20 protein-coding genes and 1 tRNA gene are annotated in these 26,482 nt (G+C 67.2%); 15 read left to right on the top strand and 6 right to left on the bottom strand.

The features are described from left to right. Positions 1 to 59: 59 nt before the first annotated feature. A complete protein-coding gene (locus tag ACEN9Q_RS17875) occupies positions 60 to 1,343 on the bottom strand; it encodes a Glu/Leu/Phe/Val family dehydrogenase (RefSeq protein ID WP_056440383.1) in 1,284 nt (427 codons plus the stop codon). Positions 1,344 to 1,507: 164 nt separating this feature from the next. Further along, positions 1,508 to 2,434, bottom strand: coding sequence for a LysR substrate-binding domain-containing protein (locus tag ACEN9Q_RS17870; protein WP_495625509.1), 927 nt, complete (start codon positions 2,432 to 2,434; stop codon positions 1,508 to 1,510). Between the two features lie 308 nt (positions 2,435 to 2,742). Here ACEN9Q_RS17870 and ACEN9Q_RS17865 point away from each other — a divergent pair, with 308 nt between their 5' ends. Genes ACEN9Q_RS17865 through ACEN9Q_RS17850 form a run of 4 tightly spaced genes read left to right on the top strand, consistent with a single transcriptional unit; the run spans position 2,743 to position 8,325 of the window. After that, positions 2,743 to 4,029 (top strand): dicarboxylate/amino acid:cation symporter, encoded by a 1,287-nt coding sequence (locus ACEN9Q_RS17865; protein WP_495625508.1) that lies wholly within the window; start codon positions 2,743 to 2,745, stop codon positions 4,027 to 4,029. Between the two features lie 38 nt (positions 4,030 to 4,067). Continuing rightward, positions 4,068 to 5,063 (top strand): porin, encoded by a 996-nt coding sequence (locus ACEN9Q_RS17860; RefSeq protein ID WP_495625507.1) that lies wholly within the window; start codon positions 4,068 to 4,070, stop codon positions 5,061 to 5,063. A 29-nt stretch (positions 5,064 to 5,092) separates the two neighbouring features. Further along, positions 5,093 to 6,961, top strand: a complete 1,869-nt coding sequence (locus ACEN9Q_RS17855) for a sensor histidine kinase (protein WP_495625506.1) — start codon at positions 5,093 to 5,095, stop codon at positions 6,959 to 6,961. A gap of 11 nt (positions 6,962 to 6,972) precedes the next feature. Beyond that, positions 6,973 to 8,325, top strand: a complete 1,353-nt coding sequence (locus tag ACEN9Q_RS17850; protein WP_495625505.1) for a sigma-54-dependent transcriptional regulator — start codon at positions 6,973 to 6,975, stop codon at positions 8,323 to 8,325. A 4-nt stretch (positions 8,326 to 8,329) separates the two neighbouring features. Here ACEN9Q_RS17850 and ACEN9Q_RS17845 read toward each other — a convergent pair whose 3' ends face one another. The 3 genes from ACEN9Q_RS17845 to ACEN9Q_RS17835 form a co-directional block, all read right to left on the bottom strand. Beyond that, on the bottom strand, positions 8,330 to 8,563 hold the full coding sequence (locus ACEN9Q_RS17845; protein WP_157201819.1) for a hypothetical protein: 234 nt from the start codon (positions 8,561 to 8,563) through the stop codon (positions 8,330 to 8,332). A 227-nt stretch (positions 8,564 to 8,790) separates the two neighbouring features. Continuing rightward, the gene (locus ACEN9Q_RS17840) at positions 8,791 to 10,290 is read right to left on the bottom strand and encodes a sensor histidine kinase (RefSeq protein ID WP_056440373.1); all 1,500 of its coding nucleotides are present in this window, start codon (positions 10,288 to 10,290) and stop codon (positions 8,791 to 8,793) included. An 8-nt stretch (positions 10,291 to 10,298) separates the two neighbouring features. Next, on the bottom strand, positions 10,299 to 10,997 hold the full coding sequence (locus ACEN9Q_RS17835; RefSeq protein ID WP_056440369.1) for a response regulator: 699 nt from the start codon (positions 10,995 to 10,997) through the stop codon (positions 10,299 to 10,301). 187 nt (positions 10,998 to 11,184) lie between these two features. Between ACEN9Q_RS17835 and ACEN9Q_RS17830 the strand changes: the two genes are divergently transcribed. The 9 genes from ACEN9Q_RS17830 to ACEN9Q_RS17790 all read left to right on the top strand — a co-directional run bounded on the left by ACEN9Q_RS17830 (position 11,185) and on the right by ACEN9Q_RS17790 (position 22,070). Beyond that, positions 11,185 to 12,240: a porin gene (locus ACEN9Q_RS17830; protein ID WP_056440368.1), complete on the top strand. Its 1,056-nt coding sequence runs from the start codon at positions 11,185 to 11,187 to the stop codon at positions 12,238 to 12,240. A gap of 24 nt (positions 12,241 to 12,264) precedes the next feature. Then, a complete protein-coding gene (locus tag ACEN9Q_RS17825; RefSeq protein ID WP_056440365.1) occupies positions 12,265 to 13,212 on the top strand; it encodes a tripartite tricarboxylate transporter substrate binding protein in 948 nt (315 codons plus the stop codon). Positions 13,213 to 13,263: 51 nt separating this feature from the next. Next, positions 13,264 to 14,364 carry an ABC transporter substrate-binding protein gene (locus ACEN9Q_RS17820; protein ID WP_495625504.1) on the top strand — a complete coding sequence of 367 codons (1,101 nt, stop codon included), beginning with the start codon at positions 13,264 to 13,266 and terminating at the stop codon, positions 14,362 to 14,364. 92 nt (positions 14,365 to 14,456) lie between these two features. Beyond that, positions 14,457 to 16,256 (top strand): ABC transporter permease, encoded by a 1,800-nt coding sequence (locus ACEN9Q_RS17815; protein WP_157201831.1) that lies wholly within the window; start codon positions 14,457 to 14,459, stop codon positions 16,254 to 16,256. A 33-nt stretch (positions 16,257 to 16,289) separates the two neighbouring features. After that, a complete protein-coding gene (locus ACEN9Q_RS17810) occupies positions 16,290 to 17,363 on the top strand; it encodes an ABC transporter ATP-binding protein (RefSeq protein ID WP_495625503.1) in 1,074 nt (357 codons plus the stop codon). A 17-nt stretch (positions 17,364 to 17,380) separates the two neighbouring features. Then, positions 17,381 to 18,433: an AbrB family transcriptional regulator gene (locus ACEN9Q_RS17805; RefSeq protein ID WP_495625502.1), complete on the top strand. Its 1,053-nt coding sequence runs from the start codon at positions 17,381 to 17,383 to the stop codon at positions 18,431 to 18,433. A gap of 166 nt (positions 18,434 to 18,599) precedes the next feature. Beyond that, the gene (locus ACEN9Q_RS17800; protein WP_495625501.1) at positions 18,600 to 20,495 is read left to right on the top strand and encodes an MFS transporter; all 1,896 of its coding nucleotides are present in this window, start codon (positions 18,600 to 18,602) and stop codon (positions 20,493 to 20,495) included. A gap of 72 nt (positions 20,496 to 20,567) precedes the next feature. Continuing rightward, positions 20,568 to 20,644, top strand: a tRNA-Pro gene (locus ACEN9Q_RS17795). Between the two features lie 145 nt (positions 20,645 to 20,789). Continuing rightward, positions 20,790 to 22,070 carry a GGDEF domain-containing protein gene (locus ACEN9Q_RS17790; protein ID WP_495625500.1) on the top strand — a complete coding sequence of 427 codons (1,281 nt, stop codon included), beginning with the start codon at positions 20,790 to 20,792 and terminating at the stop codon, positions 22,068 to 22,070. Between the two features lie 8 nt (positions 22,071 to 22,078). Here the strand turns inward: ACEN9Q_RS17790 and ACEN9Q_RS17785 are convergent, their stop codons facing one another. Further along, entirely contained in the window at positions 22,079 to 22,552 is a 474-nt protein-coding gene (locus ACEN9Q_RS17785; protein WP_495625499.1) for a lipocalin-like domain-containing protein, read from the bottom strand. A 94-nt stretch (positions 22,553 to 22,646) separates the two neighbouring features. Here ACEN9Q_RS17785 and ACEN9Q_RS17780 point away from each other — a divergent pair, with 94 nt between their 5' ends. Together ACEN9Q_RS17780 and ppc are read left to right on the top strand one after the other, a co-directional pair. Then, the gene (locus tag ACEN9Q_RS17780; protein ID WP_495625498.1) at positions 22,647 to 23,498 is read left to right on the top strand and encodes a LysR family transcriptional regulator; all 852 of its coding nucleotides are present in this window, start codon (positions 22,647 to 22,649) and stop codon (positions 23,496 to 23,498) included. Between the two features lie 229 nt (positions 23,499 to 23,727). After that, positions 23,728 to 26,475, top strand: a complete 2,748-nt coding sequence (gene ppc, locus ACEN9Q_RS17775) for a phosphoenolpyruvate carboxylase (protein ID WP_495625497.1) — start codon at positions 23,728 to 23,730, stop codon at positions 26,473 to 26,475. Positions 26,476 to 26,482: the final 7 nt, after the last annotated feature.

Raw genomic sequence — 26,482 nt, 5'->3', positions numbered from 1 at the left:
TTTTTTCGAAGCCGCGTGGCGTCGTACCGTCGGGCGCGCCACGCGACCCCCACGAGGTTTTACGGATACAGGCCACGCACTTCGCGCGCCTGCAGGATGCGCGTGCACGCAACGATGAACGTCGCGGTGCGCAGCGAGACGTTCTTTTCCTGCGCGACGGCCCACACGGCGCCGAAGGCGCTTTGCATGATGCGGGTCAGGCGTGCGTTGATCTCGTCCTCGGTCCAGAAGAAGCTCGAGAAGTCCTGCACCCATTCGAAGTACGACACCGTGACGCCGCCCGCGTTGGCCAGTACGTCCGGCACGACCAGGACGTCCTTGTCCGCCAGGAGGTCGTCGGCTTCCGGCGTCGTCGGGCCGTTCGCGCCTTCCAGGATGATTTTCGTGCGGAGGCGCTGCGCGACGTCCGCCGTGATCTGCCGTTCCAGTGCGGCCGGGATCAGGATGTCCGATTCGATGTCCCAGAACGCGTCGCGGTCCAGCGTCGCGTCGGCGCCCGGGAAGCCTGTCACGCCGCCCGCTTCGGCCACGTGCTGGTGCAGCCGGGCGACGTCGAGGCCGCCCTCGCACACGACCGTGCCGGTGTGATCCTGCACGGCGACGACCTTCGCGCCGGCGTCGGCGAAAATCGCGGCCGCGGTGCCGCCGACGTTGCCGAAGCCCTGGATCGCGACGCGCGCCCCGGCGATGGCGACGCCGCGCCGCTGCGCGGCTTCGCAGCCGACCACGAACACGCCGCGGCCCGTCGCTTCGCGCCGTCCCAGCGAGCCGCCGAGCGAGATCGGCTTGCCCGTCACGACACCGGTCGACAGATTCCCTTCGATCATCGCGTACGAATCCATCATCCAGGCCATGACCTGCTCGTTCGTGTTCACGTCCGGCGCCGGGATGTCTTTCGTCGGACCGATCAGCATGCTGATTTCGCTCGTGTAGCGGCGCGTGAGGCGCTGCAGCTCGCCTTTCGACAGCGTGGCGGGATCGACGCGGATGCCGCCCTTGGCCCCGCCGTACGGCACGTTGACGGCCGCGTTCTTGACCGACATCCACGCGGACAGCGCCATGACTTCCGACAGCGTCACGTCCTGGTGAAAACGCACGCCGCCCTTGCCCGGGCCGCGCGACAGGTTGTGCTGGACCCGGTAGCCCTCGTAGTGGGAGATGGTGCCGTCGTCGCGTTCGATCGGGACGTCCACGGTGAGGATCCGCTTCGGACGCTTCAGCGTCTCGACCCAGCGCGACAGGCTGCCCAGGTGCGGCGTGACGCGCTCGACCTGTTGCAGGTACTGGCCCCATGGGCCCAGGTCGTTGGGGTTCAGGTAGGAGGGGAGGGAATCGTTGGTCATGCAATGGCTCCGGTTGGCGAGTGTCTGGGTTCGAGGCTGTGCGCATGCTGAGCTGCGCGGCCAACGAATCATAGAATCCGCAGCCGGATCATTGCCAATGCTGCTTGCGCATGCGGTCATGCGCAAAATGCATCACGACATCACGACATCACGGCATCATGGCATCATGACGCGGGCCGGTGCGCGGCCAGGAAGTCCCACAACGCCGCGACGATCGGCTTGCCTGGGCGCGCGGCGGACGGACGTTCGCGATACAGCCGGATCTCCATCTCGATCTCCCACGCGCCGGCGTCGCTGGCACGCGCCAGCTGCCTTTGTTCGACCTCGCGGACGACCGCCGATTCGGGCAGGAACGCGACGCCGTGGCCGTCCAGCGCCATCATCTTCAAGCCTTCCGCCATGTCGGTCTCGTAGCGCTTTTCGAAGCAGGGCTCGGAGGCCGCGTCGGCGAGGATCAGGTCCACCATCCGCCCGAGATAGGCGTTCGCGGTGTACGAGAGGAACGGCAACGGCGCGCCCTTGCGGCCGGGCAGGCGGTATTCCGGTTCGCCGTCCTGGGCGCAGCGGGCATACGCGCACAGGGCTTCGCGCCCCATCATCAACATGTCGTAGCGGCCGGGGTCGAGCTGCACCGGCTGGCGCGGATGGTGGTAGCACAGCAGCAGGTCGCAGCCGCCTTCCACCAGCTGCAGCACGGCGTCATGCACGTTGAGGGCGATGAGGCGGCTGGTGATCGATGCGAAGTCGCGTTCCAGCGCGGCCAGCCACTTCGGGACGAACGTGAGCGACAGCGTGTGCGGCACGGCCAGGTCGATCGTCTTTTCCGCGGCGGCGCGGTTGTGGCGCAGCAGGTCGCGGACCCCGTTGATCTGGCCCAGCATCTCGAGCGCCTGTTCGTAGAACACCATGCCGGCCGGGGTGACGCGGGTGGGAAACGTGGTCCGGTCGATCAGGTCCGTGCCGAGCCAGTTTTCCAGCGAGCGGATGCGGCGCGAAAAGGCCGGCTGCGTCACGTGCCGCAGCTGGGCCGAGCGGCTGAAGTTCTTGGTCTCGACCAGTGAAATGAAGTCTTCCAGCCATTTTGTTTCCATGCCGAATCTCGCGGTTGAATCGTCGCGGCATTGTAACGCGCATTCCTTGCCGGCATCCCCGCTGAATCTCGGCGCCCGGCGCCCTTCCAATTTTCCATACGATGCCAGGCCGCACGGTCTGGATTCCTGGACGGCGGATGGCGTCGTTCTTGCATTTCCATAAAGAAACTCCTTTCGAATCAACTGCTTGGCTGATAAATTTTTCGGCGATCTCTCTGGCATGCGTATTGCTGATGTGCGTACACCCGGTTTCCGCCGGGTCACGACAACACGCGGCGTCATTCAGCGCCGCGATCTTGGAGATCAAAGTGAAAAAGACGCGTCCCTTGACCCTGTACATCCTGATCGCGATGGTACTGGGCGCTGCGGTCGGCTACGGTTGCCACGAAACCGTCGCCGACAAGCAGCTCAGTGCCGACATCGCGGCACATATTTCCATCGTCACCGATGTGTTCCTGCGGCTGATCAAGATGATCATCTCGCTGCTCGTATTCTCGACCTTGACGGTCGGCATCGCCCACATGGGCGACGGCCGCGCCGCCGGCCGCATCGGCATGAAGGCCATGGCCTGGTTCGTGATCGCCTCGCTGACCTCGTTGAGCCTGGGCATGCTGTTGTCCAACCTGATGCAGCTGGGCGCCCACCTCAACCTGCCGCTGCCGCCGGTCGATGCCGCCACCGGCCTGAAGACCACCGCCTTCACGCTCAAGGACTTCGTCGCCCACCTGGTGCCGAAGTCGCCGATCGAGGCCATGGCCAACAACGAGATCCTGCAGGTGCTGGTGTTTGCCCTGTTCTTCGGCGGCGCGCTGGGGGCGCTGGGCGAGGCCGCCGCCGGCCTCACTCTTGTCATCGACCAGCTGGCGCAAGTCATGTTGCGCATCACCGGCGTCATCATGAACCTGGCACCGCTCGCGGTGTTCGCGGCGATGGCGTCGATCATCACCACCAGCGGCCTGGGCATCCTGCTCACGTTCGCGAAGTTCATGGGCGCCTTCTACCTCGGCCTCATCTGCCTGTGGCTGCTGCTGGTCCTGGGCGGTTACGTGTTCATCGGCAAGCGCGTGCTGCGCCTGCTGGCGCTGATCCGCGAACCGTTCCTGCTGGCCTTCTCGACCGCCAGTTCGGAAGCGGCCTATCCCAAGCTGCTGCTGGCGCTGGACCAGTTCGGCGTGCAGCGCAAGATTTCCAGCTTCGTGCTGCCGATGGGGTATTCCTTCAACCTCGACGGCTCGATGATGTACTGCACCTTCGCCGTGCTGTTCATCACCCAGGCCTACGGCATCGACCTGTCGCTGGGCACGCAGATCACCATGCTGCTGTTGCTGATGCTGACGTCGAAGGGCATGGCCGGCGTGCCGCGCGCCTCGCTGGTGGTGATCGCCGCCACCCTCAACCAGTTCCACATCCCCGAAGCCGGCCTGCTGCTGTTGATGGGCATCGACCAATTCCTCGACATGGGGCGCTCGGCCACCAACGCGGTCGGCAACGCCATCGCCACGGCCGTCGTCGCCAACTGGGAGGGCGCGCTCGACGATTCGCCCGAGCAGGCCGCGCCGCAGCCCGTCCCGGTTATCGGCGTGCACGCCGGCTGACCGCATCCGACACATACCAACAATCAACGGAGACTCGATTGAAACATCGCTATATCGTCGGCGCGTGCGCGCTCGGCCTGAGCGCCACGTTCGCACAGGCGCAGTCCTTTGTGAAGATCTACGGCGTGGCCGACGCCGGCATCGTGCTGGAACGCGGCGGCCCGGCCGGTTCGACGGAGAACGTCAGCAGCGGCGTGGCGTCCGGCTCGCGGCTCGGCTTCAAGGGCAAGGAAGACCTCGGCGACGGCACGAGCGCCTTCTTCGTGCTGGAAAACGGCATCAACATGGATACCGGCACGGCGGGCCAGGGCGGGCGGCTGTTCGGCCGCCAGGCCCTCGTCGGGCTCGCCGGCGCGGCCGGTTCGGTCAGCCTGGGCCGCCAGTACGCGCCGTACTACAAGGTCGTGCGCGACGTCGTCGATCCGTTCTGTACCGGCCTCGCGGGCAATGCGCAGAACCTGTTCCCGACCTTCACCCGGGTCGATAATTCGGTCGAGTACCAGACACCGAAGTGGCACGGCGTGTCGGCCGACGTCCTGTACGGCGTCGGCGAGGCGGCCGCCGACACCACGAAAAACCGGACGATCGGCGCGTCCGTCGGCTACGATGCCGGCCCGCTGACCCTCGTGCTGGTGCACCACCAGCAAGGCAACGCGACCGGTACCGCGCACAACCGCAACACCATGCTGGCCGGCCGCTACCGCTTCGGCGTGGTGACGGCGCACGCGGCCTACGCACGCAATCGCGATGTGCTCGGCAATGCCAGCCGGGATGCGTTGCTGGGCCTCGCCGTGAAGGCCGGCGCGGGCAGGGTGCTGGCCTCGCTGGTGGTCCACCGCGACGACTTCGGCCGCGAGGCGCACGCGCGCCAGGCCGCGATCGGCTACGAGTACAGCCTGTCCCGGCACACCGACCTGTACGCGGCGTACGGCCACATCGTCAACCGCGACGGCGCCGCTTACACGGTCGGCAATGCCACCGATGCCGGCGCCGGCACCACCGGCATCAACCTTGGGGTGCGTCATGTGTTTTAATCGCATGACGTAAACACTTCAGGACCGCCATGCCCGCAGCCGCACCCACCGTCAACCCGCGCCAGGCCGGCCGCTGGCCGCGCCGGCGGCTGGCGTTGTGGGGCGTGCTGCTGCTCGCTTGCGTGGCGCTGGCCGGCGTGGCCTATCGCTATGCCGAGGACGCCGCGATCGGCCGCCTGCGGCTGTCCGGCGCGCAGCGGCTGGACAGCTATGCGGCCAGCCTGGAGCACCTGCTGTCCAAATACGATTTCCTGCCCGGCACGTTCGAACTGAACAAGGACGTCATCGCCCTGCTGCAACGGCCCGGCGACACCGCCCTGCGCACGGAAGTCAACGTCTACCTGGAGCGTGTCAACCGCCTGGCCAGGTCGACCTCGATCTACATCGTCAACCTGCAGGGCGTGACGCAGGCCGCCAGCAACTGGCGCGAGCCCGACAGCTTCGTCGGCGACAACGTCGCCTTCCGGCCTTACGTCCGGGATGCGCTGCGCGGCGCGCCGGGCGGCTTCTACGGGGTCGGTACCACGCGGGGCGAGCCCGGTTATTATTTTGCGCGCGGCATTTATCAGGACGGCCGCATGCTGGGCGTGGCGACCGTCAAGGTCAATATCGAAAGCCTGGAGGGCACCTGGGCCGACGCCGGCGGCAAGGCGCTGCTCGCCGATGCGCATGGCGTCGTGTTTTTGAGCTCGGTGCCTGAATGGAAATATCGTACGCTGGCGCCGCTGACGCCGGCCGTGCGGCGGGAACTGGAACAGTCGCGCCAATATGTTTCGCATGCGCTCACGCCGCTGGGCCTGCGCGTGGTGCGCGCACTCGACCGCGGCGCAAGCATCGTCGTCGCGCCGCCGCCCGTCGCCGGCGGCCCCATGCTGAGCCAGTCGCGTACGCTGGCGACGCGCAACTGGCAGCTGGTCTACCTGTCCGACCTCGCGCCCGCGCGCGCGGGCGCCCGCGCGGCGGCGCTGCTGACGCTGCTGTCGGAAGCGCTCGCGATCATGCTGGTGCTGTATGCGCGCCAGCGCCACCGCCTCGGCCGCCAGCGGCTGCGTGCCCGCGAGGATTTGCAGCGCGCCTACGATCGGCTGGAAAGCCTGGTGGCCGAGCGCACCGCCAGCCTGCAGACGATGACCCGCGAGCTCCGCGACGAGAACATGGTGCGCCAGCAAGCCGAACAGCAGCTGCGCAAGGCGCAGAGCGAGCTGGTCCAGGCGGGCAAGATGGCGGTGCTGGGGCAACTGTCGGCCGGCATCACGCACGAACTGAACCAGCCGCTCACGGCGTTGCGCACGATGTCGGACAATGCCCGCGTGCTGATCGAGCGCGGCCGGCTCGACGACGCGCGCGCCAACCTGGCGACCATCTCGCAACTGGTCGAGCGCATGGGCCTCCTGACCGGGCAGCTGCGCCAGTTCGCGCGCAAGGCCGACGCGATGCTCAGCGCCGTCGCGGTGGGGGAGGCCGTCACGGCGGCCCTGTTCCTCGTCGAGCGCCGGATCGCGCAGGAGCGGGTCGGTTTCCGCATGTCGACGCATCCCCGCGACCTGTATGCGCTGTGCGACAGCAACCGGCTGCAGCAGGTGCTCGTGAACCTGTTCAGCAACGCGCTCGACGCGATGGAGATGGCCGGCAGCACGCCGCGCGAGCTCGTGGTCGACGCCGGGCGCGACGGCGCGCGGGTACGCATTACCGTGACCGACAGCGGTCCCGGCGTGCCCGAAGCGATACGCACACATTTATTCGAACCCTTCTTTACCACCAAGCCGCAAGGAAAAGGGCTGGGCCTGGGCCTGGCCATCTCCGAGCAGATCGTGCGCGAATTCGGCGGCCACCTTCGCGCCGAGTCGCCGCCCGGGGGCGGCGCCCGGTTCATCATCGATCTGCCCCGCGCGGAGTAGGAGACAGCAATATGCACGAACTGTACGAATCCATGAAAGTCCTGCTCGTCGAAGACGACGCCATCGTCCGCGCAGGCAGCGTCCAGGCGCTCGACCTGGCCGGCTTCCAGGTCGACGCATTCGACGCCGCCGAGCCGGCGCTGGCGCAGATGCGGCCCGGTTTCGCCGGCGTGATCGTCAGCGACGTGCGCCTGCCCGGCATGAGCGGCCTCGCGCTGATGGACGCCGTCAAGGCCATCGATGCGCAGGTGCCGGTGGTACTCGTGACCGGCCACGGCGACATCTCGATGGCGGTGGGCGCGATGCGCGGCGGCGCCTACGATTTCATTCCCAAGCCGTATTCGTCGGAACAACTGGTCGAGGCCGTGCAGCGTGCGCTGGAGACGCGGCGCCTGATACTGGAGGTCGCCGCGCTGCGCGACCGCATCGCGAACGGCGCGGGCATCGACGCGATGCTGCTGGGCGAATCCGCCGCGATGCGCGACCTGCGCCGCCTGATCCTCGACCTGGCCGACGAGTCGGCCGACGTGCTGATCTACGGCGAGACCGGCACCGGCAAGGAGATGGTGGCGCGCTGCCTGCACCAGTTCAGCAGCCGCCGCGAGCACCATTTCGTCGCGCTCAATTGCGGCGCGATCCCGGAAAACATCTTCGAAAGCGAAGTGTTCGGCCACGAGATGGGCGCGTTCACCGGCGCGGCCAAGCGGCAGGTCGGCAAGATCGAGCACGCCCACAAGGGGTCGCTGTTCCTCGACGAGGTCGAAAGCCTCCCGCTGTCGCTGCAGGTCAAGATGTTGCGCGTGCTGCAGGAGCGCTATGTCGAGCGGCTCGGCTCGAACACGCCCGTGCCGGTGGACGTGCGCGTGATCGCCGCCGCCAAGGTCGACCTGAAGGAATGGTCGGACCAGCAGAAATTCCGCAGCGACCTGTACTACCGCCTGAACCTGATCGTGCTGAACCTGCCGCCGCTGCGCGAGCGGCGCGAGGACATTCCCCTGCTGTTCGAGCATTTCATGCTGGGCGCGGCGGCGCGCTACAAGCGCGGCGTGCCCACGGTGCCGGGCCCGCTGATGCAATCGCTGATGGCGCACGACTGGCCCGGCAACGTGCGCGAGCTGCGCAATATCGCCGAGCGCTTCGTGCTGGGCCTGGCCAGCGGCGCGGACGGCCTGCTGGCCGCACGCAGCGCGGCGCCGGTGCCGCTGGGCGACCAGGTCGGCGCGTTCGAGCGCGCCGTCATCGAACAGGAATTGCGCAAGGCAGCCGGCAGCATCAGCGAAGTCAGCGTCGCGCTTGGCGTGCCCAAGCAGACGCTGTATTACAAGATGCAAAAGTACGGCCTGAGCCCGGACGATTACAAATAGGCGATCAGAAATAGCCGCGCGACGGGTCTTCCCAGCGCCGCGCCAGTTGCCGCGCCGTCAATCCGGAATGGCCGGCATGGCCCAGGAAACCGTCCGCAAATTCGTCCACGCAACGGCGCGGCATGGCGGCGGGCGCGTGCAGGGGCGCGGTGGTGAGCGCACGCAGGCGGCGCTCGATGTCGTCGAACAGCGCGTCGTCCGCGCCGGGCATCGGGGGAGGGGTGTCGGTCGTTTTCATCCGCGCATTCTACCTGTGCTGCGGCGCACAAGAATCGTGTCCGGATGCAGGTTTGTGGTCGCTCAACGAGGGCGGAATTTGCTGTAACGCATGCTTATCTGTGCGCAATATGTCGTGAAAAACGGGTTTGGGAGGTGGCGCGGGATGGTGCCGGCCGGGGCATTTTGCGGTGCTTGCGGGCCGGATGGCGTGCGCTTTGATCGCCTGCAAGACGACAAGGCGGCGCCCTACACCCCCGCCGGCAACTCCCGCGCCGGGAACGTCACGCTGACCTTCAACCCGGGCCCGCCCTCGGCGCGGTCCAGCGCGAGCGTCGCCCCGTGCACGGTCGCGATGTCGCGCACGATGGCCAGTCCCAGCCCGGTGCCGCCCGGATTGCTCTCCAGCGTCGCCGCCGCCCGGTAGAACGGCATGAACACCTTGTCGTATTCGGCCGGATCGAGGCCCGGCCCGCTGTCCTGCACGTCGAGCACGACGACGCCGATCAGCCGGCGCACGCGCAGCAGCACGGTGCCGCCCGGCGGCGTGTAGCGGATCGCGTTGTCGACGAGGTTGCTCACCAGTTCGTGCAGCAGCAGGGCCTGGCCATCGACCGTCGTCGCGCCGTCGTCTTCCGCTTCCAGCGCCAGGTCGATGCCTTTCTGGACGGCCGGCAGGGCCAGCTCCAGGCCGACCTGGCGCGCCACGTCGGCCAGCAGCACGGGCGCGAGCGCGGCGTTCGCGCCGCCGTGCTCGATGCGCGCGAGGGTCAGCAGGCGGTTGGCCAGATGCACCGTCGAATCCGTCGTCGCCGCGATCGAGCGCACGATGGCTTCCATCGCGGCCGGATCGTTGGCGCGCAGGGCCAGCTCGGCCTGCGTCTTGAGCACCGTCAGCGGCGTGCGCAGCTGGTGCGACGCATCGGCGATGAAGCGGCGCTGGCTCGCAATGAGGTTCTGCATCCGCGCCATCGTGCCGTTCATCGCCGCGACCAGCGGCCGCACTTCGCGGTGCACGAGGGCTTCGTCGACGTCGGACAGGTCGGACAGCGCGCGCGTCTCGACGACCTGCTTCAAACGCATCAGCGGCTGCAGCACGAGGCGCACGGCGAACCACACGAGCGTGGCCACGGCCAGCACGAGCAGCGCCTGGCGCCACAGCGTGTTGACGAGGATGCGGCGCGACAGCGCGCGGCGCGCATCCAGCGTCTCGCCCACCTGGATCAGCGCGATGCCGCGCATGGAATCGTCGTACACGGGCTGCAGCAGGGCGGCGATGCGCACCGGCTCGCCGTTGTAGTCGGCGTGATAAAACCGCACGAGGGCCGGATACAGTTCGGAGCGGGGCGTGTTCTTCGGCACGGGCGGCAGGTCGTCGTAGCCGGACACCGTCTCGCCGTGCAGGCCGCCCACGCGGTAATAGATGCGGCCCAGCGTGTCGGTCTCGAAGCTGTCCAGCGCCACGTAGGGCACGTCCGCCACGACCTTGCCGTCGCGGACCGACACCCGCTCCGCGAGCGCGCGCGTGGACGCGAGCAGCGAACGGTCGTAGGCGATGTCGGCGGCGTCGAGGGCGTCGCGGTACAGCGACACGGCGTTGGCCGCCACGAGGATCACGAGCGGCACGATCAGCCAGCGCAGCAGCTGGCCGCGCAGGCTGCCCAGCGGTGCGGGCGCGTCCTCGCCGCCGGCGCGCCGGCGCGGCCACAGGCGCGCCAGCAGCGGGATCGATGCGGAGACGGACGCCATCGCGGGAATCAGGACGCGGCGGGAGGCCGTTCCTGCAGCAGGTAGCCGATGCCGCGCAACGTGGCGATGGCGGCGCCGCCGTCCGGACGCTTGTCCAGTTTCTTGCGCACGCGGTGGATGTACAGCTCGATGGCGTCGAGGTTGGCGTCGTCGTCCAGCGCGAACACTTCGTCGAACAGTTTTTCTTTCGACAGCGCGCGGCCCGGGCGCGAGATCAGCGCTTCCAGCACGGCGTGCTCGCGCGGCGTCAGCGCCAGCGGTTCGCCGCAGTAGGTGAACATGCGCGCGACGGTGTCGAAGCTGAGCTGCCCGCAGCGGTGCACGACCGCCTCGTTGCCGACGCTGCGCCGCAACAGGGCTTTCACGCGCGCTTCCAGTTCCGCCAGTTCGAACGGCTTGGCGAGGTAGTCGTCGGCGCCCAGGTTCAGGCCCTGCACGCGTTCTTCCAGCCCGCCGCGCGCCGTCAGGATCATCACCGGCGTGCGCCCGCGCGCGCCGCCGCGCGCGCGCAGGCGGCGCAGCACGTCCAGGCCGTCCATGCGCGGCAGCGTCAGGTCCAGGATCACGAGCGCGTAGTCCTGGGTGTGCAGCAGCGCATCGGCGTCGGCGCCCGTGGACGCGCATTCGACGGTGAGATTGGCGTCGCGCAGGGCTTTCGATACCCAGTGGGACAGCTCGACATGGTCTTCGACTAACAGGATTCGCATCGCGTCAGTGTAAGCGCAAAGCGGGCATGCCGAAAGCACCGTGGCCCGGTTGCTACGTGATTTCCACAATGCCGTGATTGAAAGGCTCAGTTGAGCTCTCCTTGAAAGCTGATTGAAAGCTTTGCACGCCTATCCTTGGTTTCACGAGGCGGCAAACGACCGCATTGATCACAACAACGGAGACACTATGAAGAAATCGGCCCTCGCGCTCGCCGTCCTGGCAGCGCTTTCCCTGAACGCATCCGCACAGACCAACGTCCAGGTCTACGGCCTGGTGGACGCCGGCGTCGAGTACGTGAATCACGCCGCCGCCAACGACGGCAGCGTGGTGCGCGTCGTTTCGGGTGGCAAGAACACGTCGCGCTGGGGCTTCCGCGGCACCGAAGACCTGGGCGGCGGCCTGAAAGCCGTGTTCAACCTGGAAGGCGGTGTCCTGCTCGACACCGGCGCCCAGGACGGCAACCTGTTCAAGCGCCAGGCCAACGTCGGCCTCGAAGGCAACTTCGGCCGCGTCATCATCGGCCGCTCGTTCACGACGACCTATGACCTGGTCATCAAGTTCGACCCGATGGGCTTCGCGCCCAACTATTCGTGGGCGACGTCGGGCAATGCCACCGGCCCGTCGAAGTACGGCATGACCACCGCGTTCGACAACCTGATCAAGTACACCGGCACGACCGGCGGCTTCACCTACGGCGCCACCGTCGGCATGGGCGAGCAGGCCGGCAACTCGTCGGATGGCCGCAAGTACGCCGTCGGCGGTTCCTGGTTCGGCAGCGGCGTCGGCCTGATGGCGTCGTACGAGCAGATCAACGGCAACACGGTCGTCGCCACCGGCAACCGCGACAAGACCACGGCGTTCCACCTGGGCGCGACCTACAAGCAAGGCCCGCTGCAGTACACCGCCGCCATGCGCGGCTACAAGCTCCAGTCGGGCAAGGCCGCCACGCCGGACGTGGAAGGCGATACCTACTGGGGCGGCGTGACCTACGCGGTCTACCCGTGGACCCTGACCGGCGCCGTCTACCACATCAACACCAAGAACCTGTCGGCCGCGAAGGATGCGGATCCGACGATGCTCGTGGCGCGCGCCATGTACTCGCTGTCCAAGCGCGTCTGGCTGTACGCGTCGGTGGCGCATGCCAAGGCCGACCACGGCCAGCTGGTGGGCCTGTCGCGCGACGATCCGGGCTTCGCGTCGACGCAGACCGGCATCACGACCGGCATCCAGTACCGGTTCTGATCCACGACCCGCGGCCGCAACATCATGAAGCGCGCCATCCACATCCTGACCGCCGCGGCGTCGTTCGCGGTTGCGGCCGCGGCCAGCGCCGGCGCGGAATGCGTGATCCCGTCCAAACCGGGCGGGGCCATGGACCTGACGTGCAAGCTGGCCCAGAAGGCCTTGCCTGACACGAAGCTCAAGCTGGCCTACCTGCCGGGCGGGATCGGCGCCGTCGCGTGGCACACGCTGATCTCGCAGCGGCGCGCCGAGCCGGACACCCTCGTCGCGTTCTCGGGCGGTTCGCTGCTCAATCTCGCCGAGGGCAAGTTCGGCAAGGCGACCTTTGATGACGTGCGCTGGGTCGCGGCGCTCGGCGTCGACTACGGCATGATCGCGGTGCGCGCCGACTCGCCCTGGCACAGCCTCGGCCAGTTGATGGACGCCATCCGGCGCGATCCGCAGCAAGTCCTGATCGGCGTGTCCGGCACCATCGGCAGCCAGGACTGGATGAAGATCGCCATGCTGGCGCGCCGCGCCGGCGTCGAGCCGCGCCGGCTGCGCTTCGTCGCGCTGGAAGGCGGCGGCGAGACGTTCACGGCGATGAGCGCCAACTTTGTACAGGTGATTTCGGGCGACGCGTCGGAAGCGGTGCTGTACTCCGGCCCCGGCAACGTGCGCGTGCTGGCCGTGCTGTCCGAACACCGCCTGGCCGGCGTGCTGGCGGCCGTGCCGACGGCGCGCGAGCAGGGCTACGACATCGTGTGGCCCGTGATCCGCGGCGTGTGGATGGGGCCCGACGTGCCGGAGGCCGACTACCGCCGCTGGGTCGACGCCTTCGCCCGCATGCAGGCGACGCCCGAATTCGCGCAGCTGCGCCAGAGCGCCGGCCTGCACCCGTTCTCGCTCACCGGCGACGCGCTCACGCGCTGGGTGAAGCAGGCCATCACGGATTACAACCGGCAGGCCAGGGAATTCAACCTGGTTCGCTAGCACCGAGGCCGGCACCATCGGCCGACAACAATACCTACCAAGGAGACAAGCATGAATTTCAAGAAGACCGCAGTTGCCACCATCTTTGCTTCTGCAGCATTCGCATTCGCCGCCCCTGTGCTGGCCCAGGTCCCGGCGGGCTATCCGGCCGCCTACCAGCAACTGGTCGACGGCGCGAAGAAGGAAGGCAAGCTGGTGATCTACGGCGCCACCGACAGCAAGGCCGCCCAGCCGCTGATCAAGGATTTCAACGCGCTGTACCCGAACATCACGGTCGAGTACAACGACATGAATTCGACCGAGGTGTACAACCGCTTCTTTTCCGAGAACGCGGCCGGCGGCGACACGGCCGACGTGCTGTGGTCCTCGGCGATGGACCTGCAGATGAAACTGGCCGCTGGCGGCTACGCGATGCAGTACAGGTCGGTCGAAGCGTCCAAGCTCCCCGCCTGGGCCGTGTGGAAGGATACCGCCTACGGCACCACGTTCGAACCGGCCGCCTTCGTCTACAACAAGCGCCTGCTGAAGCCCGAGGAAGTCCCGCAGACGCACGCCGACTTCGTGCGCATCATCCAGCAGCCGAAGTTCCAGGACAAGGTCACCACGTACGACATCGAGAAATCCGGCGTCGGCTTCATGTTCATGACCCAGGACGCGCGCGACTTCGCGCAATACAAGCAGCTCGAGCAGGCGTTCGGCGCGGCCAGGGTGCGCGTGCAGTCCTCGACCGGCACGATGCTGGAGCGGATCTCGTCGGGCGAAAACCTGATCGGCTATAACGTGCTGGGCTCCTACGCGCTGGTGCGCGCCAAGACCGACCCGTCGCTGGGCGTCGTGCTGCCGAAGGACTACACGCTGGTCATCTCGCGCGTCCAGTTCATCAACAAGATGTCCAAGCACCCGAACGCCTCCAAGCTGTGGATCGACTACATGCTGTCGCAGCGCGGCCAGACGATCATCGCCAACGCCTCCAAGCTGTTTGCGATCCGCGCCGACGTGACGGGCGAAACGACGTCGACCGAGTTGATCAAGCTGATCGGCGAAAAGAACGTCAAGCCGCTGCCGGTCAGCCCGGCCGTGGCCGAGTACCTCGACCCGGCCCTCCGTCTCGCGTTCCTGAAAGAGTGGAAGGCCAACGCCGGCAAGAAGTAAGGCGTCAAGCCGTCGTTCCCCCTGCGCGGGGACGACGGTCGTAAGTGACCACCGGATTCACATCGATCGAACACACCATGCCAACTTCAACCATGCCACTCGACACCAAGGGCGCCGACGGCACCGGCAGCCTGCCGGCCGTGCGCGCGCCGCGCTTCAACTGGACGCGCGGCCTCGTCGTGCTGCTGACCTGCCTGGCCATTTTCCTGCCGCTGTTCCTGGTGTTCTACCAGAGCGTCCTGAGTGCGCCGTTCTTCATGCCCGACAAGGTGCTCGGGCTGGATGCCTTCCGTTTCATTTTCGACGACCCCGACTTCTGGCTCGCCTTCAAGAACGGCATGCTGCTGGCCTCGGGCCTGGCCGTCATCGCCGTGCCGCTGGGCGGCATGCTCGCGTTCCTGATGGTGCGTACCGACCTGCCGGGCCGCGGCTGGATCGCGCCGCTGCTGCTCGTGCCGATCTTCGTGTCGCCCATGGTGATGGGCTTCGGCTACGTCGTGTCGATGGGCCCCGTGGGCTTCTACTCGACCTGGGTGCACGAGCTGATCGGCTTCGTCCCGTGGAACGTGTATTCGTTCACGAGCATCGTCGTCATCGCCGGCCTCACGCACGTGCCGCACGTGTACCTGTACGCCTCGTCCGCGCTGAAGAGCCTCGGCTCCGACGTGGAGGAAGCGGCACGCGTCTCCGGCGCGTCGCCGTGGCAGGTGATGTTCAACGTGTCGCTGCCGATGATCATGCCGGCCCTCGCGTATGCGGGCGTGCTGGTGTTCTTCCTCGGCTTCGAAGTGTTCGGCCTCGTGCTCGTGCTGGGCGACCCGGAAGGCCACCTCGTGCTGGCCACGTACCTGTACAAGCTGACCAATAAACTGGGCACGCCGTCGTACCACCTGATGGCCGCCGTCGCCGTGTGCCTCGTCGCCGTGACGATGCCGCTCGTGATGCTGCAGCGCTGGCTGCTCAAGTCGGCCAACAAGTACGTGTCCATCAAGGGCAAGGGCGCGCGCCAGAAGCCGCTCCCGCTGGGCAAATGGAAGTGGGTGGCGCTCGCCGTGCTGGGCGCATGGATTCTCGTCACCGTCGTGCTGCCACTGTCCGGCATCGTGCTGCGTTCCTTCGTCCAGTACTGGGGCGAGGGCGTCAAGCTGGCCGACGTGCTGACCCTGCAGCACTTCCGCGACATCTTCGACGAGCCGTCGCTCGTGCGCGGCATCATCAACACGATCCTGATCGGCGTGATCGGCGGCGCGCTGGCGGTGGCCTGCTACACCGCGATCGCGCTGGCCATGCACCGCAAGGCCGACGGCATCACGCGCCTGCTGGATTACAGCGTGCTCGTGCCGCGCGCCGTGCCGGGCCTGCTGGCCGGCCTGTCGTTCCTGTGGGTGTTCCTGTTCGTGCCGAGCTGGCTGGACAGCTTCCTGCGCGGCATGGACAACGGCGTGGCCGCCTGGCTGTCGGCGCACTTCATCCCCGCATTGCGCCAGGTGCGCTCGACGATCTTCGCGCTGTGGCTCGCGTACTCCGTCGTGTGGCTCGCCTACGGCATGCGCCTCGTCTCGACGTCGCTGCTGCAGGTGGGGCCGGAGCTGGAAGAGGCGGCACGTGCCGTCGGCGCGAGCCGCGGCCGCGTCACCCGCGACGTGACGCTCCCGCTGATCAAGTTCGGCATGCTGGGCGCCTGGCTGATGGTGTTCCTGATTTTCGAACGCGAGTACTCGACGGGCGTGTACCTGCTGTCGCCCGGCACCGAAGTGATTGGCGCGATGCTCGTGTCGCTGTGGGCCGGCGGCTCGACGGACCTCGTGGCCGCGCTCTCGTTCATCAACATCACGCTCGTGGCCATCGGCCTGGGCATCGCCCTGCGCTTCGGCGTCAAGTTACACAACTGAGCTCCACAACCAATTCGAATCGCGAGACATATCATGAACGTTTTGACCGTCAACGACCTGCACCTCGACTACGGCCATGGCGCCACCGCCAACCCGATCCTGAAGGGCGTGTCGATGCACCTGCAGCGCGGCGAAGTCGTGGCGCTGCTGGGCCCCTCGGGCAGCGGCAAGACCACGCTGCTGCGCGCCGTGGCCGGCCTGGAAAGCCCGAAATCCGGCACGATCGACATCGGCGAGCGCCGCGTGTTCGACGGCAGCAGGAAGCTGGAGCTGCCGGCCGAGGCGCGCAACCTGGGACTCGTGTTCCAGTCGTACGCGCTGTGGCCGCACAAGACCGTGTTCGACAACGTCGCCTACGGCCTCAAGCTGCGCAAGCTGGCGGCGCGCGACATCGAGCCGAAAGTGCGCGAGGTGCTGGCCCAGCTGGGCCTCGGCCACCTGGGCGAGCGCTTCCCGCACCAGCTGTCCGGCGGCCAGCAGCAGCGCGTGGCGATCGCCCGCGCGCTGGTCTACAACCCGCCCGTGATCCTGCTCGACGAACCGCTGTCGAACCTGGACGCCAAATTGCGCGAAGAAGCGCGCGCCTTCCTGCGCGAGCTGATCGTGCGCCTGGGCCTGTCCGCACTGATGGTCACGCACGACCAGGCCGAGGCGATGGCGATCTCGGACCGCATCCTCCTGCTCAACAACGGCAAGATCGAGCAGCAGGGCAGCCCGCAATCGATGTACGAATCGCCGGACACGCTGTTCACCGCCGAGTTCATGGGCAGTAACAACCGCCTGCCGGCACGCGTCGTGGCGCGCAACGGCGACGCGGCCCGCGTGCAGGTGGAGGGCATGGCGCTGAACGCGACGGCCCGCGGCAGCGGCGCGTCCGATCCGGACGTCGATGCGGCCGCGCTGATCCGCGTGGAAGAAGTGCGGATCGGCCGCAACCCCGTGGACAACGGCATCCAGCTGCCGCTGTCCACGTGCATGTACCTGGGCGACCGCTGGGAATGCCTGTTCAAGCACGGCAATTCGAGCGTGCGCGCGTATTCCAAGCATCGCGTCGACCCGGGGCAGTACTGGCTCGAGATGCCGGCCGATAAGCTCTGGGTGTTCTGATCCGCCTGCCGACGCCATTGCCGTTCCCGCGCGCGCTCGTGCGCACGTTCGTGCCCGCGCTGGCACTGGCCTTTTGCGCCGCGCAGCTCTGCATCTTCCTCGACACGCCGCTGCCGTGGATGATCGGGCCCCTGTTCTCGACCGCGATCGCCTGCATGCTGGGCGCGCGCCTGGCGGCACCGGTGCAGGCGCGCGAGGCGGGGCAGTGGGCCATCGGCACCGCGCTGGGCCTGTACTTCAGCGCCCCCGTGCTGGCGGCGCTGGCGCGCAACCTCGGCTGGATCGCGTTGGCGGTGTCCTTCGCCGTCTGCCTCGGCATGCTGGCCGGCGCGCTGCTGCGCCGGCTGTCCGGCAGCGACGACGCGACGGCCTTCTTCGCGATGGCCGTCGGCGGCGCGTCCGAAATGGCGGTGCAGGCCGAGCGCCACGGCGCCGTCGTCGAACGCGTGGCGGCCGCGCACAGCCTGCGCATCATGATGGTCGTGGGCAGCATCCCGTTCGCCGTGCGCTGGATCGCCGCCCACGGCTGGGGCGAGGGACTGGACCCGTACGTGCCGCTGGCCGGCCGGGTCGACGTGGCCGGCCTGGGCGTCCTCATCGTCCTCACGTCGTGCGCGGCGCTGGCCCTGAAACGCCTGCGCCTGCCGAACGCCTGGGTGATCGGTCCGCTGATCGTGGCGATCATGCTGACGGCGGCCGGCGTGCAGCTCTCGCGCCTGCCGGAATGGATGATCCGCACGGGCCAGCTGTTCATCGGCGTCTCGCTCGGCACGCGTTTTACGCCGCGCTTCGTGCACACCGCGCCGCGCTACCTGGCCAGCGTGGCCGCGTGCACCTGCGTGACGCTGCTGCTCGCCGGCCTGTTCGCGTTCTGCGTCGCGGCCATCACGGGCCTGCATCCGGGGACGATGGTGCTGGCCACGTCGCCGGGCGGCATCGCCGAGATGGCGCTGACGGCCCGCGTGCTGCACCTGGGCGTGCCCGTCGTGACGGCGTTCCACGTCGCGCGCATGGTCGTCGTGGTGCTCGGGATCGGGCCCTTGTACCGGGCGTGGGCGCGTATCGCCTGACCCGGTTCGGGTGACGCTGTGCGCGACTCGACGTGCGTCGAGTCGCGCCATCAACCCATTCGGGTAGCGGAATGCGCGACCATTGATTCACACACAGCAACATTGTGTGTTCAACGTGCCGGTTGTGTTGTAGATTGTCGCATCCCCGACATCCGCATCATTCACCATGAGCCACCCGAACCATCCCAGCCAGTTCTCCCTGCTGACCCAGCGCCGCTTCGGTCCGTTCTTCTGGACGCAGTTCCTGGGCGCCTTCAACGACAACCTGTTCAAGACCGCGCTGCTGGTCGTGCTGACCTATGACGCGCTGGCGTGGACGACGGTGCCCGCGGCGCTGCTGAACAACCTGATCCCCGGCCTGTTCATCCTGCCGTACGTCGTGTTCTCGGCCACCGCGGGGCAGATCGCGGACAAGGTCGAGAAGGGCCGGCTGGCGCGCTTCGTCAAGCTGCTCGAACTCGTCATCATGGCCATCGCCGCCGCCGGCTGGCTGACGCATACCCTGTGGCTGCTCGTCGCGGCCGTCGTCGGCATGGGCGTCCATTCCACGTTGTTCGGCCCCGTCAAATACGCCTACCTGCCGCAGCACCTGAAACCGGAAGAACTCGTGGGCGGCAACGGCGTCATCGAGATGGGCACCTTCGTCGGCATCCTGCTGGGCGAAGTGATGGGCGCGATCCTGGCCGGCCACGGCGCCGCCGGCGTGCACCTGGTCGCGTTCGGGACGCTGGCCGTCGCCGTGTTGGGACTCGTCACCAGCTGGCGCATCCCGCAATCGCCCGCGCCCGCGCCCACGCTGAAGATCAGTGCGAACTTCGTCGCCGAATCCGTGCGCAACATCGGGTTCTCGCGCAAGAACCGCACGGTGTTCCTGTCCATGCTGGGCAATTCCTGGTTCTGGTTCTACGGCGCCCTCGTGCTGTCGCAATTCCCGCTGTACGCCAAGGATTACCTGCACGGCGACCACAGCGTGTTCGTCCTGCTGCTGACCGTCTTCTCGCTGGGGATCGGGGCCGGCTCGCTGCTGTGCGAAAAGCTCTCGGGCCGCAAGGTGGAGATCGGCCTCGTGCCGTTCGGCGCCATCGGCCTGTCGCTGTTCGGCATCGACCTGTATTTCGCGAGCCTCGGCTACGCGAACACGGCGCCGGTGGATGCGCTCGGCGTGCTGGCGCAGCACGGCACGATCCGCATCCTGGCCGACATCCTGCTGCTGGGCGTGTTCGGCGGCTTCTTCATCGTGCCGCTGTTCGCGCTGATCCAGACGCGCTGCGACCCGGCCCACGTGTCGCGCACCATCGCCGGCATGAACATCCTGAATGCGCTGTTCATGGTGGCATCGGCCGGCGTGGCCGTGTTCCTCATCAAGCGCGGGTTCAGCATCCCCGAGATGTTCCTGACGACGGCGCTGCTGAACGCGGTCGTCGCCGTCTACATCTTCTCGCTCGTGCCGGAATTCCTGATGCGCTTCCTGGCCTGGCTGCTGATCCACACGATCCACCGCGTGTCGACGGTGGACGTCGAACGCATCCCGGAAGAGGGCGCCGCGGTCCTCGTCTGCAACCACGTGAGCTATGTCGACGCCATCGTCATCATGGCCGCCAGCCCGCGCCCGATCCGCTTCGTGATGGACCACCGCATTTTCAAGACGCCGCTGCTGGGCTTCATCTTCCGCACGGGTAAGGCGATCCCGATCGCGCCGGCCCACGACGACCCGTGGCTGATGGAAAAGGCGTTCGTCGACGTCGCGCAGGCGCTGCACGAAGGGGAACTGGTGTGCATCTTCCCGGAAGGTAAGCTGACGCGCACGGGCGAGATGAACGAGTTCCGCGGCGGCATCGCCAGGATCGTCGCGCGCAGCAAGGTGCCGGTGATCCCGATGGCGCTGCGCGGACTGTGGGGCAGCGTGTTCTCGCGCGATTCGACGAACGTGTTCGAACGCTCGTTCGCGCGCGGGCTGCGCTCGCGCCTGGCGCTTGCCGTCGGGCAGCCGGTGCCGCCGCAGGAGGTGACGCCGGAGGGGCTGTACGAGGAGGTGCTGGCGCTGCGGGGCGATTGGAAGTAAGTTTCTGCCATGGTGCCTGGTGACAAAAAGACTAGTCATCCAGCGTGCCTCTGTTATAATTCCGGACCAAGTCGGGGCGTAGCGCAGCCTGGTAGCGTACGTGCATGGGGTGCACGTGGTCGGAGGTTCGAATCCTCTCGCCCCGACCAATGAATTCAGAGATGGGCCAGCTTTCGAGCTGGCCTTTTTCGTTTTGCGGCACGGAAACTTATCGCACGCGCCCGGCGATTTCAGTATATTGATCGCCAATAAATATATCAGCGATCATCAATGAATCGTCGACCCGCGCGCGCAATGACGATAGTCCAGTCCCTGGTTGGATTATTGTTGGTTCTGACGCCCACCTTATTGGTCTGGCAGCATCTCGGCATGACACGGGTCTTCGAGATTTCGCCCCGGCATCCGTACGGCGTCACCGTCACCGACGACCGCCACGAGCACGGCAATTCCGTCTCGTCGCTCGTGCGGACCGGGGACGCTTTCATCATGCGCTGCGACCTGGGGGCGGTCTTCGCCTGGCCATTCTGCAAGATGCAATTCCACCTTGGGCAGGACGGCAAAGGGGTGGACTTCAGCCAGTTCGATTCGGTGACGTTCAATATGCGTTATTCGGGGGCGTCCCCGAGGAAAATCGGACTTCACCTGACGAATTTTGAACCGGAATTCTCCACCATCGGCGACTGGAATTCGCAGAGGTACGACTCGGTCGAATTCGATGTTCCGGCACAGGCGACCTTCACGATCCCGGTCAACGTCCTGCGCACCGCGGACTGGTGGATCGCGGCGCACAACGTCCCGCTGGACAAGACTTATTCGCGGCTCGATAACGTCACGGCGGTGGAGATATCGACCGGATCGGTGCCGCCCGGTCAGTCGATCACGATCGAGTTGCGGTCGATCGAGTTTCGCGGGAAATGGATATCGAATACGCGGCTGCTGACCTATCTGGTGGGCGCGTGGATCGGATGCGGCCTGCTGGGACTGTCGCTGAGCCTGGCCCACGTCCGCTCCAGTCTGTCCGCCACCAATGCGCGCCTCGAACTGCTGGCCGTCATCAACAAGGCGCTGCAACTGGAAGCGCGCGACCTGGCCAACCAGGCCCACACCGATCCGCTGACCGGCGCATTGAACCGCCAGGGCCTGAGGGAGGTGCTGATGCGGCGCCTGCACGCGGCCGGTCGCGTCGACGAGGAGATGGCGGTCGTGGTCATGGATATCGACCACTTCAAGCGCATCAACGACCAGCACGGTCACGACACCGGCGACGAGGTCCTGAAGCGCTTCGTCACGGTCATCCGCGGCGAGGTCCGCGCCAGCGACAGGCTGGTGCGCTGGGGCGGCGAGGAGTTCCTGCTCCTGTGTCCGGAGACCGACGTCGAGCATGCCGTGACGATGGTGCAAAAGCTGCGCGCGGCGCTCTCGATGCGGGAGTGGCCGCATGGGTTGCACGTCACGTCATCCTTCGGCGTGACGTCGCTCAAGCCGGACGAAGACTTCGGGGAGGCGATCAAACGGGCGGACGGCGCGTTGTACGTCGCAAAATCGAATGGCCGCAACCGCGTGGAGGTCGGCTGACGGCACGGTCAACGCATGCGCCGCCACACCGAAACCGGAATCCCGCCATCCGGCCGCGCCGGCACGCGGTAGCGCAGTTCGTCGCCGTGCAGCTCGAAACTGCGGCGCTGCGTCGTGCCTTCCCAGTTGGGGAACGACGCGGCCTCGATGCGGAACACCAGCATGCCGTCCTCCAGCGCGATGGTGCCGTAGTGCGTGCTGGACCCGAGCACGGCGGCGCGGAATTCGTCGCCCGTGCCCGCGGCCTTGTCCGCGGACGCGAAGCGCGGACGCTCCGCCTTGAAGATCTGCAGCGCGTAGCGCCCGTGCGCGTCGATGAAGAGGCGGCCCTTGGGCGCGGCGCCATAGTCACGTTCGATGCTGCCGTCGGGACGCTGGACGTCGGCCGCGACCAGGCTCCAGCTTCCCGCAAGGTCGGGCAGGGCGGCGTGTGCGGCGGGGACGACGCCTGCGAGCACCATGCCGGCGATATGCTTGTTCATGACATTCTCCTTCCAGTTGAAAACGTCAGCGTAGCGGCGCGAGCGCCTGAACGGAATTCCCGAAAGCCGCACCCGTTCCGTGCATAATTGCACAATGAAGACACCGGACTGGGACGACCTCCGCTTTTTCCTCGCGCTGTGCGAGGCGGGTACGTTGTCGGGCGCGGCGCGCGCGACGGGCGTGGAGCACACCACGGTTGCCCGCCGCATCGACGCGCTCGAAACCGCGCTCGGCGCCCGCCTGTTCGACCGGTTTCCCAAGGGCTGGTCGCTGACGGCGGCCGGCACCGCGCTGGTGCCGCACGCGCGCAAGCTGGAAGACGACATGCATGCCTTGCTCAACGTGGCGCGCGGCGCGAGCGAGGTGGCCGGTGTCGTGCGCGTCTCGGCGCCGCCGGCATTGGCGGCCTTCCTGCTGGCGCCGCGCCTGCGGTCGCCGCTGGCGCGCCTGCCCGGCGTCGAAATCGACCTGCGCGCCGAGGCGCGCACGACGGACCTGATGCGGCGCCAGGCCGATATCGCGCTGCGTTTCGCGCGCCCGACGGCGCCGGGCCTCGTCACCAAGTTGTTGGCGCACGTCGACTACGCCCTCTATGCGCATGAGGACTACGTCGCGAACCGGTTGCCCGCGCACTGGGAATTTCTCGGCTACGACGAACTCCAGCAGGATGCGCCGCAACAGGAATGGTTGGACAAGCTGCGCGGCAGCCGCCGCTACTGCCTGCGCTCGAACGATTTGCTGACGCTGCTGCAGGCGGCTGTCGCCGGCTGTGGCGTCGGGGTCTTTCCGCGCTACGCGACGGCGGGTGCGCCAGGGCTGAGCGCCTTGGCGCCGCCTTGCCCCGTACGCCGCAAACTCTGGCTGGTCATGCACGCCGACGTGCGCCGCTCCCCGCACGTGCGCGCGGTGGCGGACGAGATCATTGCGATGTTCGAAAACGAGTAGGCAAGGCGGCGTCGTTTCCCCATGTGTAGCATTTTTTCAACCTTGAACACCGAACTGCCCAATGTTTGTAGTAAAATTTCATAACATTGCATCTCATGCGGCACCGCGCAGCCCGAACTGGCCCGTATATACAAGGTATATCGACAACGGGATAGTTCAGGGGGTGCTTCATTTGTAAATTATTTACATTTTGCGTCGTCCCACGGCGCATCGATCTGGAGAGCTTGGAATGAGCGTTGAAGAGGCACGGAACTTCAAGGAAGAGTTGCTGGGGCGGGACATCCGCCAGCTCGGCCGCATGCTGGGGGAAACGATCCGGGCCCAGGAGGGCGACGGGGTATTCGACCGCATCGAGTCGATCCGTAAAAGCGCCATCGGTTTCCGGCGCGACCAGGACGGCAGCGCGCACGAGGAACTGGCGGCGATCCTCGCCGGCATCTCGTCCGACGAGCGCACCCAGCTGATCCGCGCGTTCACCTATTTCTCGCTGCTGTCCAACATCGCCGAAGACCAGCACCACATCCGCCGCAGCCGCGCGCACTTGTCCGCCGGATCGGCGCCCAAGAAGGGCAGCATCGCACATGCCGTCGACGGCGTGTTCGACGCCGGCCGCATGGACGACCTGCCTGCGTTCTTCGACAATGCGCACATCAGCCCCGTGTTCACGGCGCACCCGACCGAAGTCCAGCGCAAGAGTGTCCTCAACTGCCAGATGGCGATCGCGCGCCTGATCGGCGAACGTGACCGCACGCAGCTCACGCCCGACGAGGAACAGGACAACGACGAAGCGCTGGCGCGCGCCATCCTGACCCTGTGGCAGACGCGCCTGCTCCGTCCCGCCAAGCTGTCGGTGCTGGACGAAGTGGAAAACGGCCTGTCCTTCTTCGACTACACGATGTTCCGGAGCCTGCCGCGCCTGTACTGCGCCCTCGAGGACACGCTGGCGCAGAAGGATGCCGCCTGGGCCGGCACCGAACTGCCGTCGTTCATGAAAGTGGGCAGCTGGATCGGCGGCGACCGTGACGGCAACCCGTTCGTCACCGCGGACATCCTGCGCGCCACGCTCAAGGCGCAGTCGACCCGTGCGCTCGACTTCTACCTGCCCGAGCTGCACACGCTGGCGTCGCAGCTGTCGCAGGCGCAGTCGCTGTGCGGCAGCACCGAGGCGCTGCGCCGCATCGCCGAACGCGCGCCGGACAACTCGCCGCACCACCAGGACGAGCCGTACCGCCAGGCGCTGCACGGCATGCATGCCCGCCTCGTGGCGACGCGCGACTGGCTCGCCGCCGGCGCGGCGGCCCCGGACGCATCGGCGTACGCCAGCGCGGCCGAGCTGCTGGCCGACCTGGATGCGATCCACGAATCGCTCGTCGCCAACGGCGCCCGTCAACTGGCGCGCGGCCGCCTGCGCCTGCTGCGCCGCGCCGTGAAGGTATTCGGTTTCCACCTCGCGCCCGTCGACCTGCGCCAGAACTCCGACGTGCACGAACGCGTGATCGCCGAACTGCTGGCGCAGGCGCGTCCCGGCGTCGATTACCTCGCGCTGGACGAAGGCGCGCGCTGCCAGGTCCTGCTGGAGGAACTGCAGTCGCCGCGGCTGCTCGTCTCGCCGTTCGAAGCGTATTCGGAAGACACCGCGTCCGAACTGGCGATCCTGCGCGAGACGAAACGCGCGCACCTGACGTACGGCCGCGACGCCGTCACGAACTACATCATCTCGAAGGCGGCCTCCGTCTCCGACCTGCTGGAAGTGGCCGTGCTGCTGAAGGAAGCCGGGCTGCTGCATCCGACGCTCGGCACGCTCGACGTCAACATCATTCCGCTGTTCGAAACCATCGACGACCTGCGTGCCGGCCCCGCGATCATGGCCGCGGCGTTCGGCCTGCCGCTGTACATGCGCCTGCTGCAGTCGCGCGACCGCCTGCAGGAAGTCATGCTGGGCTACTCGGACAGCAACAAGGACGGCGGCTACGTCACCTCCGGCTGGGAACTGCACAAGGCGGAGCTGGAACTGATCGCCGTCTTCCGCGCGCACGGCATCAAGCTGCAGCTGTTCCACGGCCGCGGCGGTTCGGTGGGGCGCGGCGGCGGTCCGAGCTACGAAGCGATCCTGGCGCAGCCGCCGGGCGCCGTGCAGGGACGCATCCGCCTGACGGAGCAGGGCGAAGTCATCACCGCGAAGTACGCCAACGCCGACGTCGGCCGGCGCAACCTCGAGGTGCTGGTCGCCGCGACGATGGAAGCGACGCTGCTGTCGCATGCCCAGCCGCAGCCGGACGCGGAGCAGGTCGCGGCGATGGACCGCCTGTCCACCGAAGCGCTGTCCGCCTACCGGTCGCTCGTGTATGAAACGGACGGCTTCGAGACGTACTTCTGGGAGTCGACCGTCATTTCGGAAATCGCCGCCCTGAACATCGGCAGCCGTCCGGCCTCGCGCAAGAAGTCGCGCTCGATCGAAGACCTGCGCGCGATTCCCTGGGTGTTCAGCTGGGCCCAGTGCCGCCTGATGCTGCCGGGCTGGTACGGCTTCGGCAGCGCGGTGGAACGCTTCATCGCCGACGCGCCGGCCGAGCGCCTCGCGCTGCTGCGCAAGATGTACAAGGAGTGGCCGTTCTTCACGACCCTGCTGTCGAACATGGACATGGTGCTGGCCAAGAGCGACATCGCGATCGCCAGCCGATACGCAGAGCTGGTGGGCGATAGCGCGCTGCGCGACCGGATCTTCGGCTGCATCAGCGCCGAGCATGCGCGCACGGTGGACATCCTCAGCCGGATCATGGAGCAGGACGAACTGCTGGACGGGAATCCGCAGATGCAGCGCTCGTTGCGCAATCGCCTGCCGTATATCGATCCGCTGAACCACCTGCAGGTCGAACTGCTGCGCCGCTACCGGGCCGGGACGGACGACGACGCGACGCGCAGCGGCTTGCACATGTCGATCAACGGCATTTCGGCCGGCCTGAGGAACAGCGGCTGATCGACGC

It is taken from the genome of Massilia sp. Masssp93, assembly GCF_059491295.1.
This window is presented reverse-complemented; position numbering and strand designations above follow the sequence as displayed.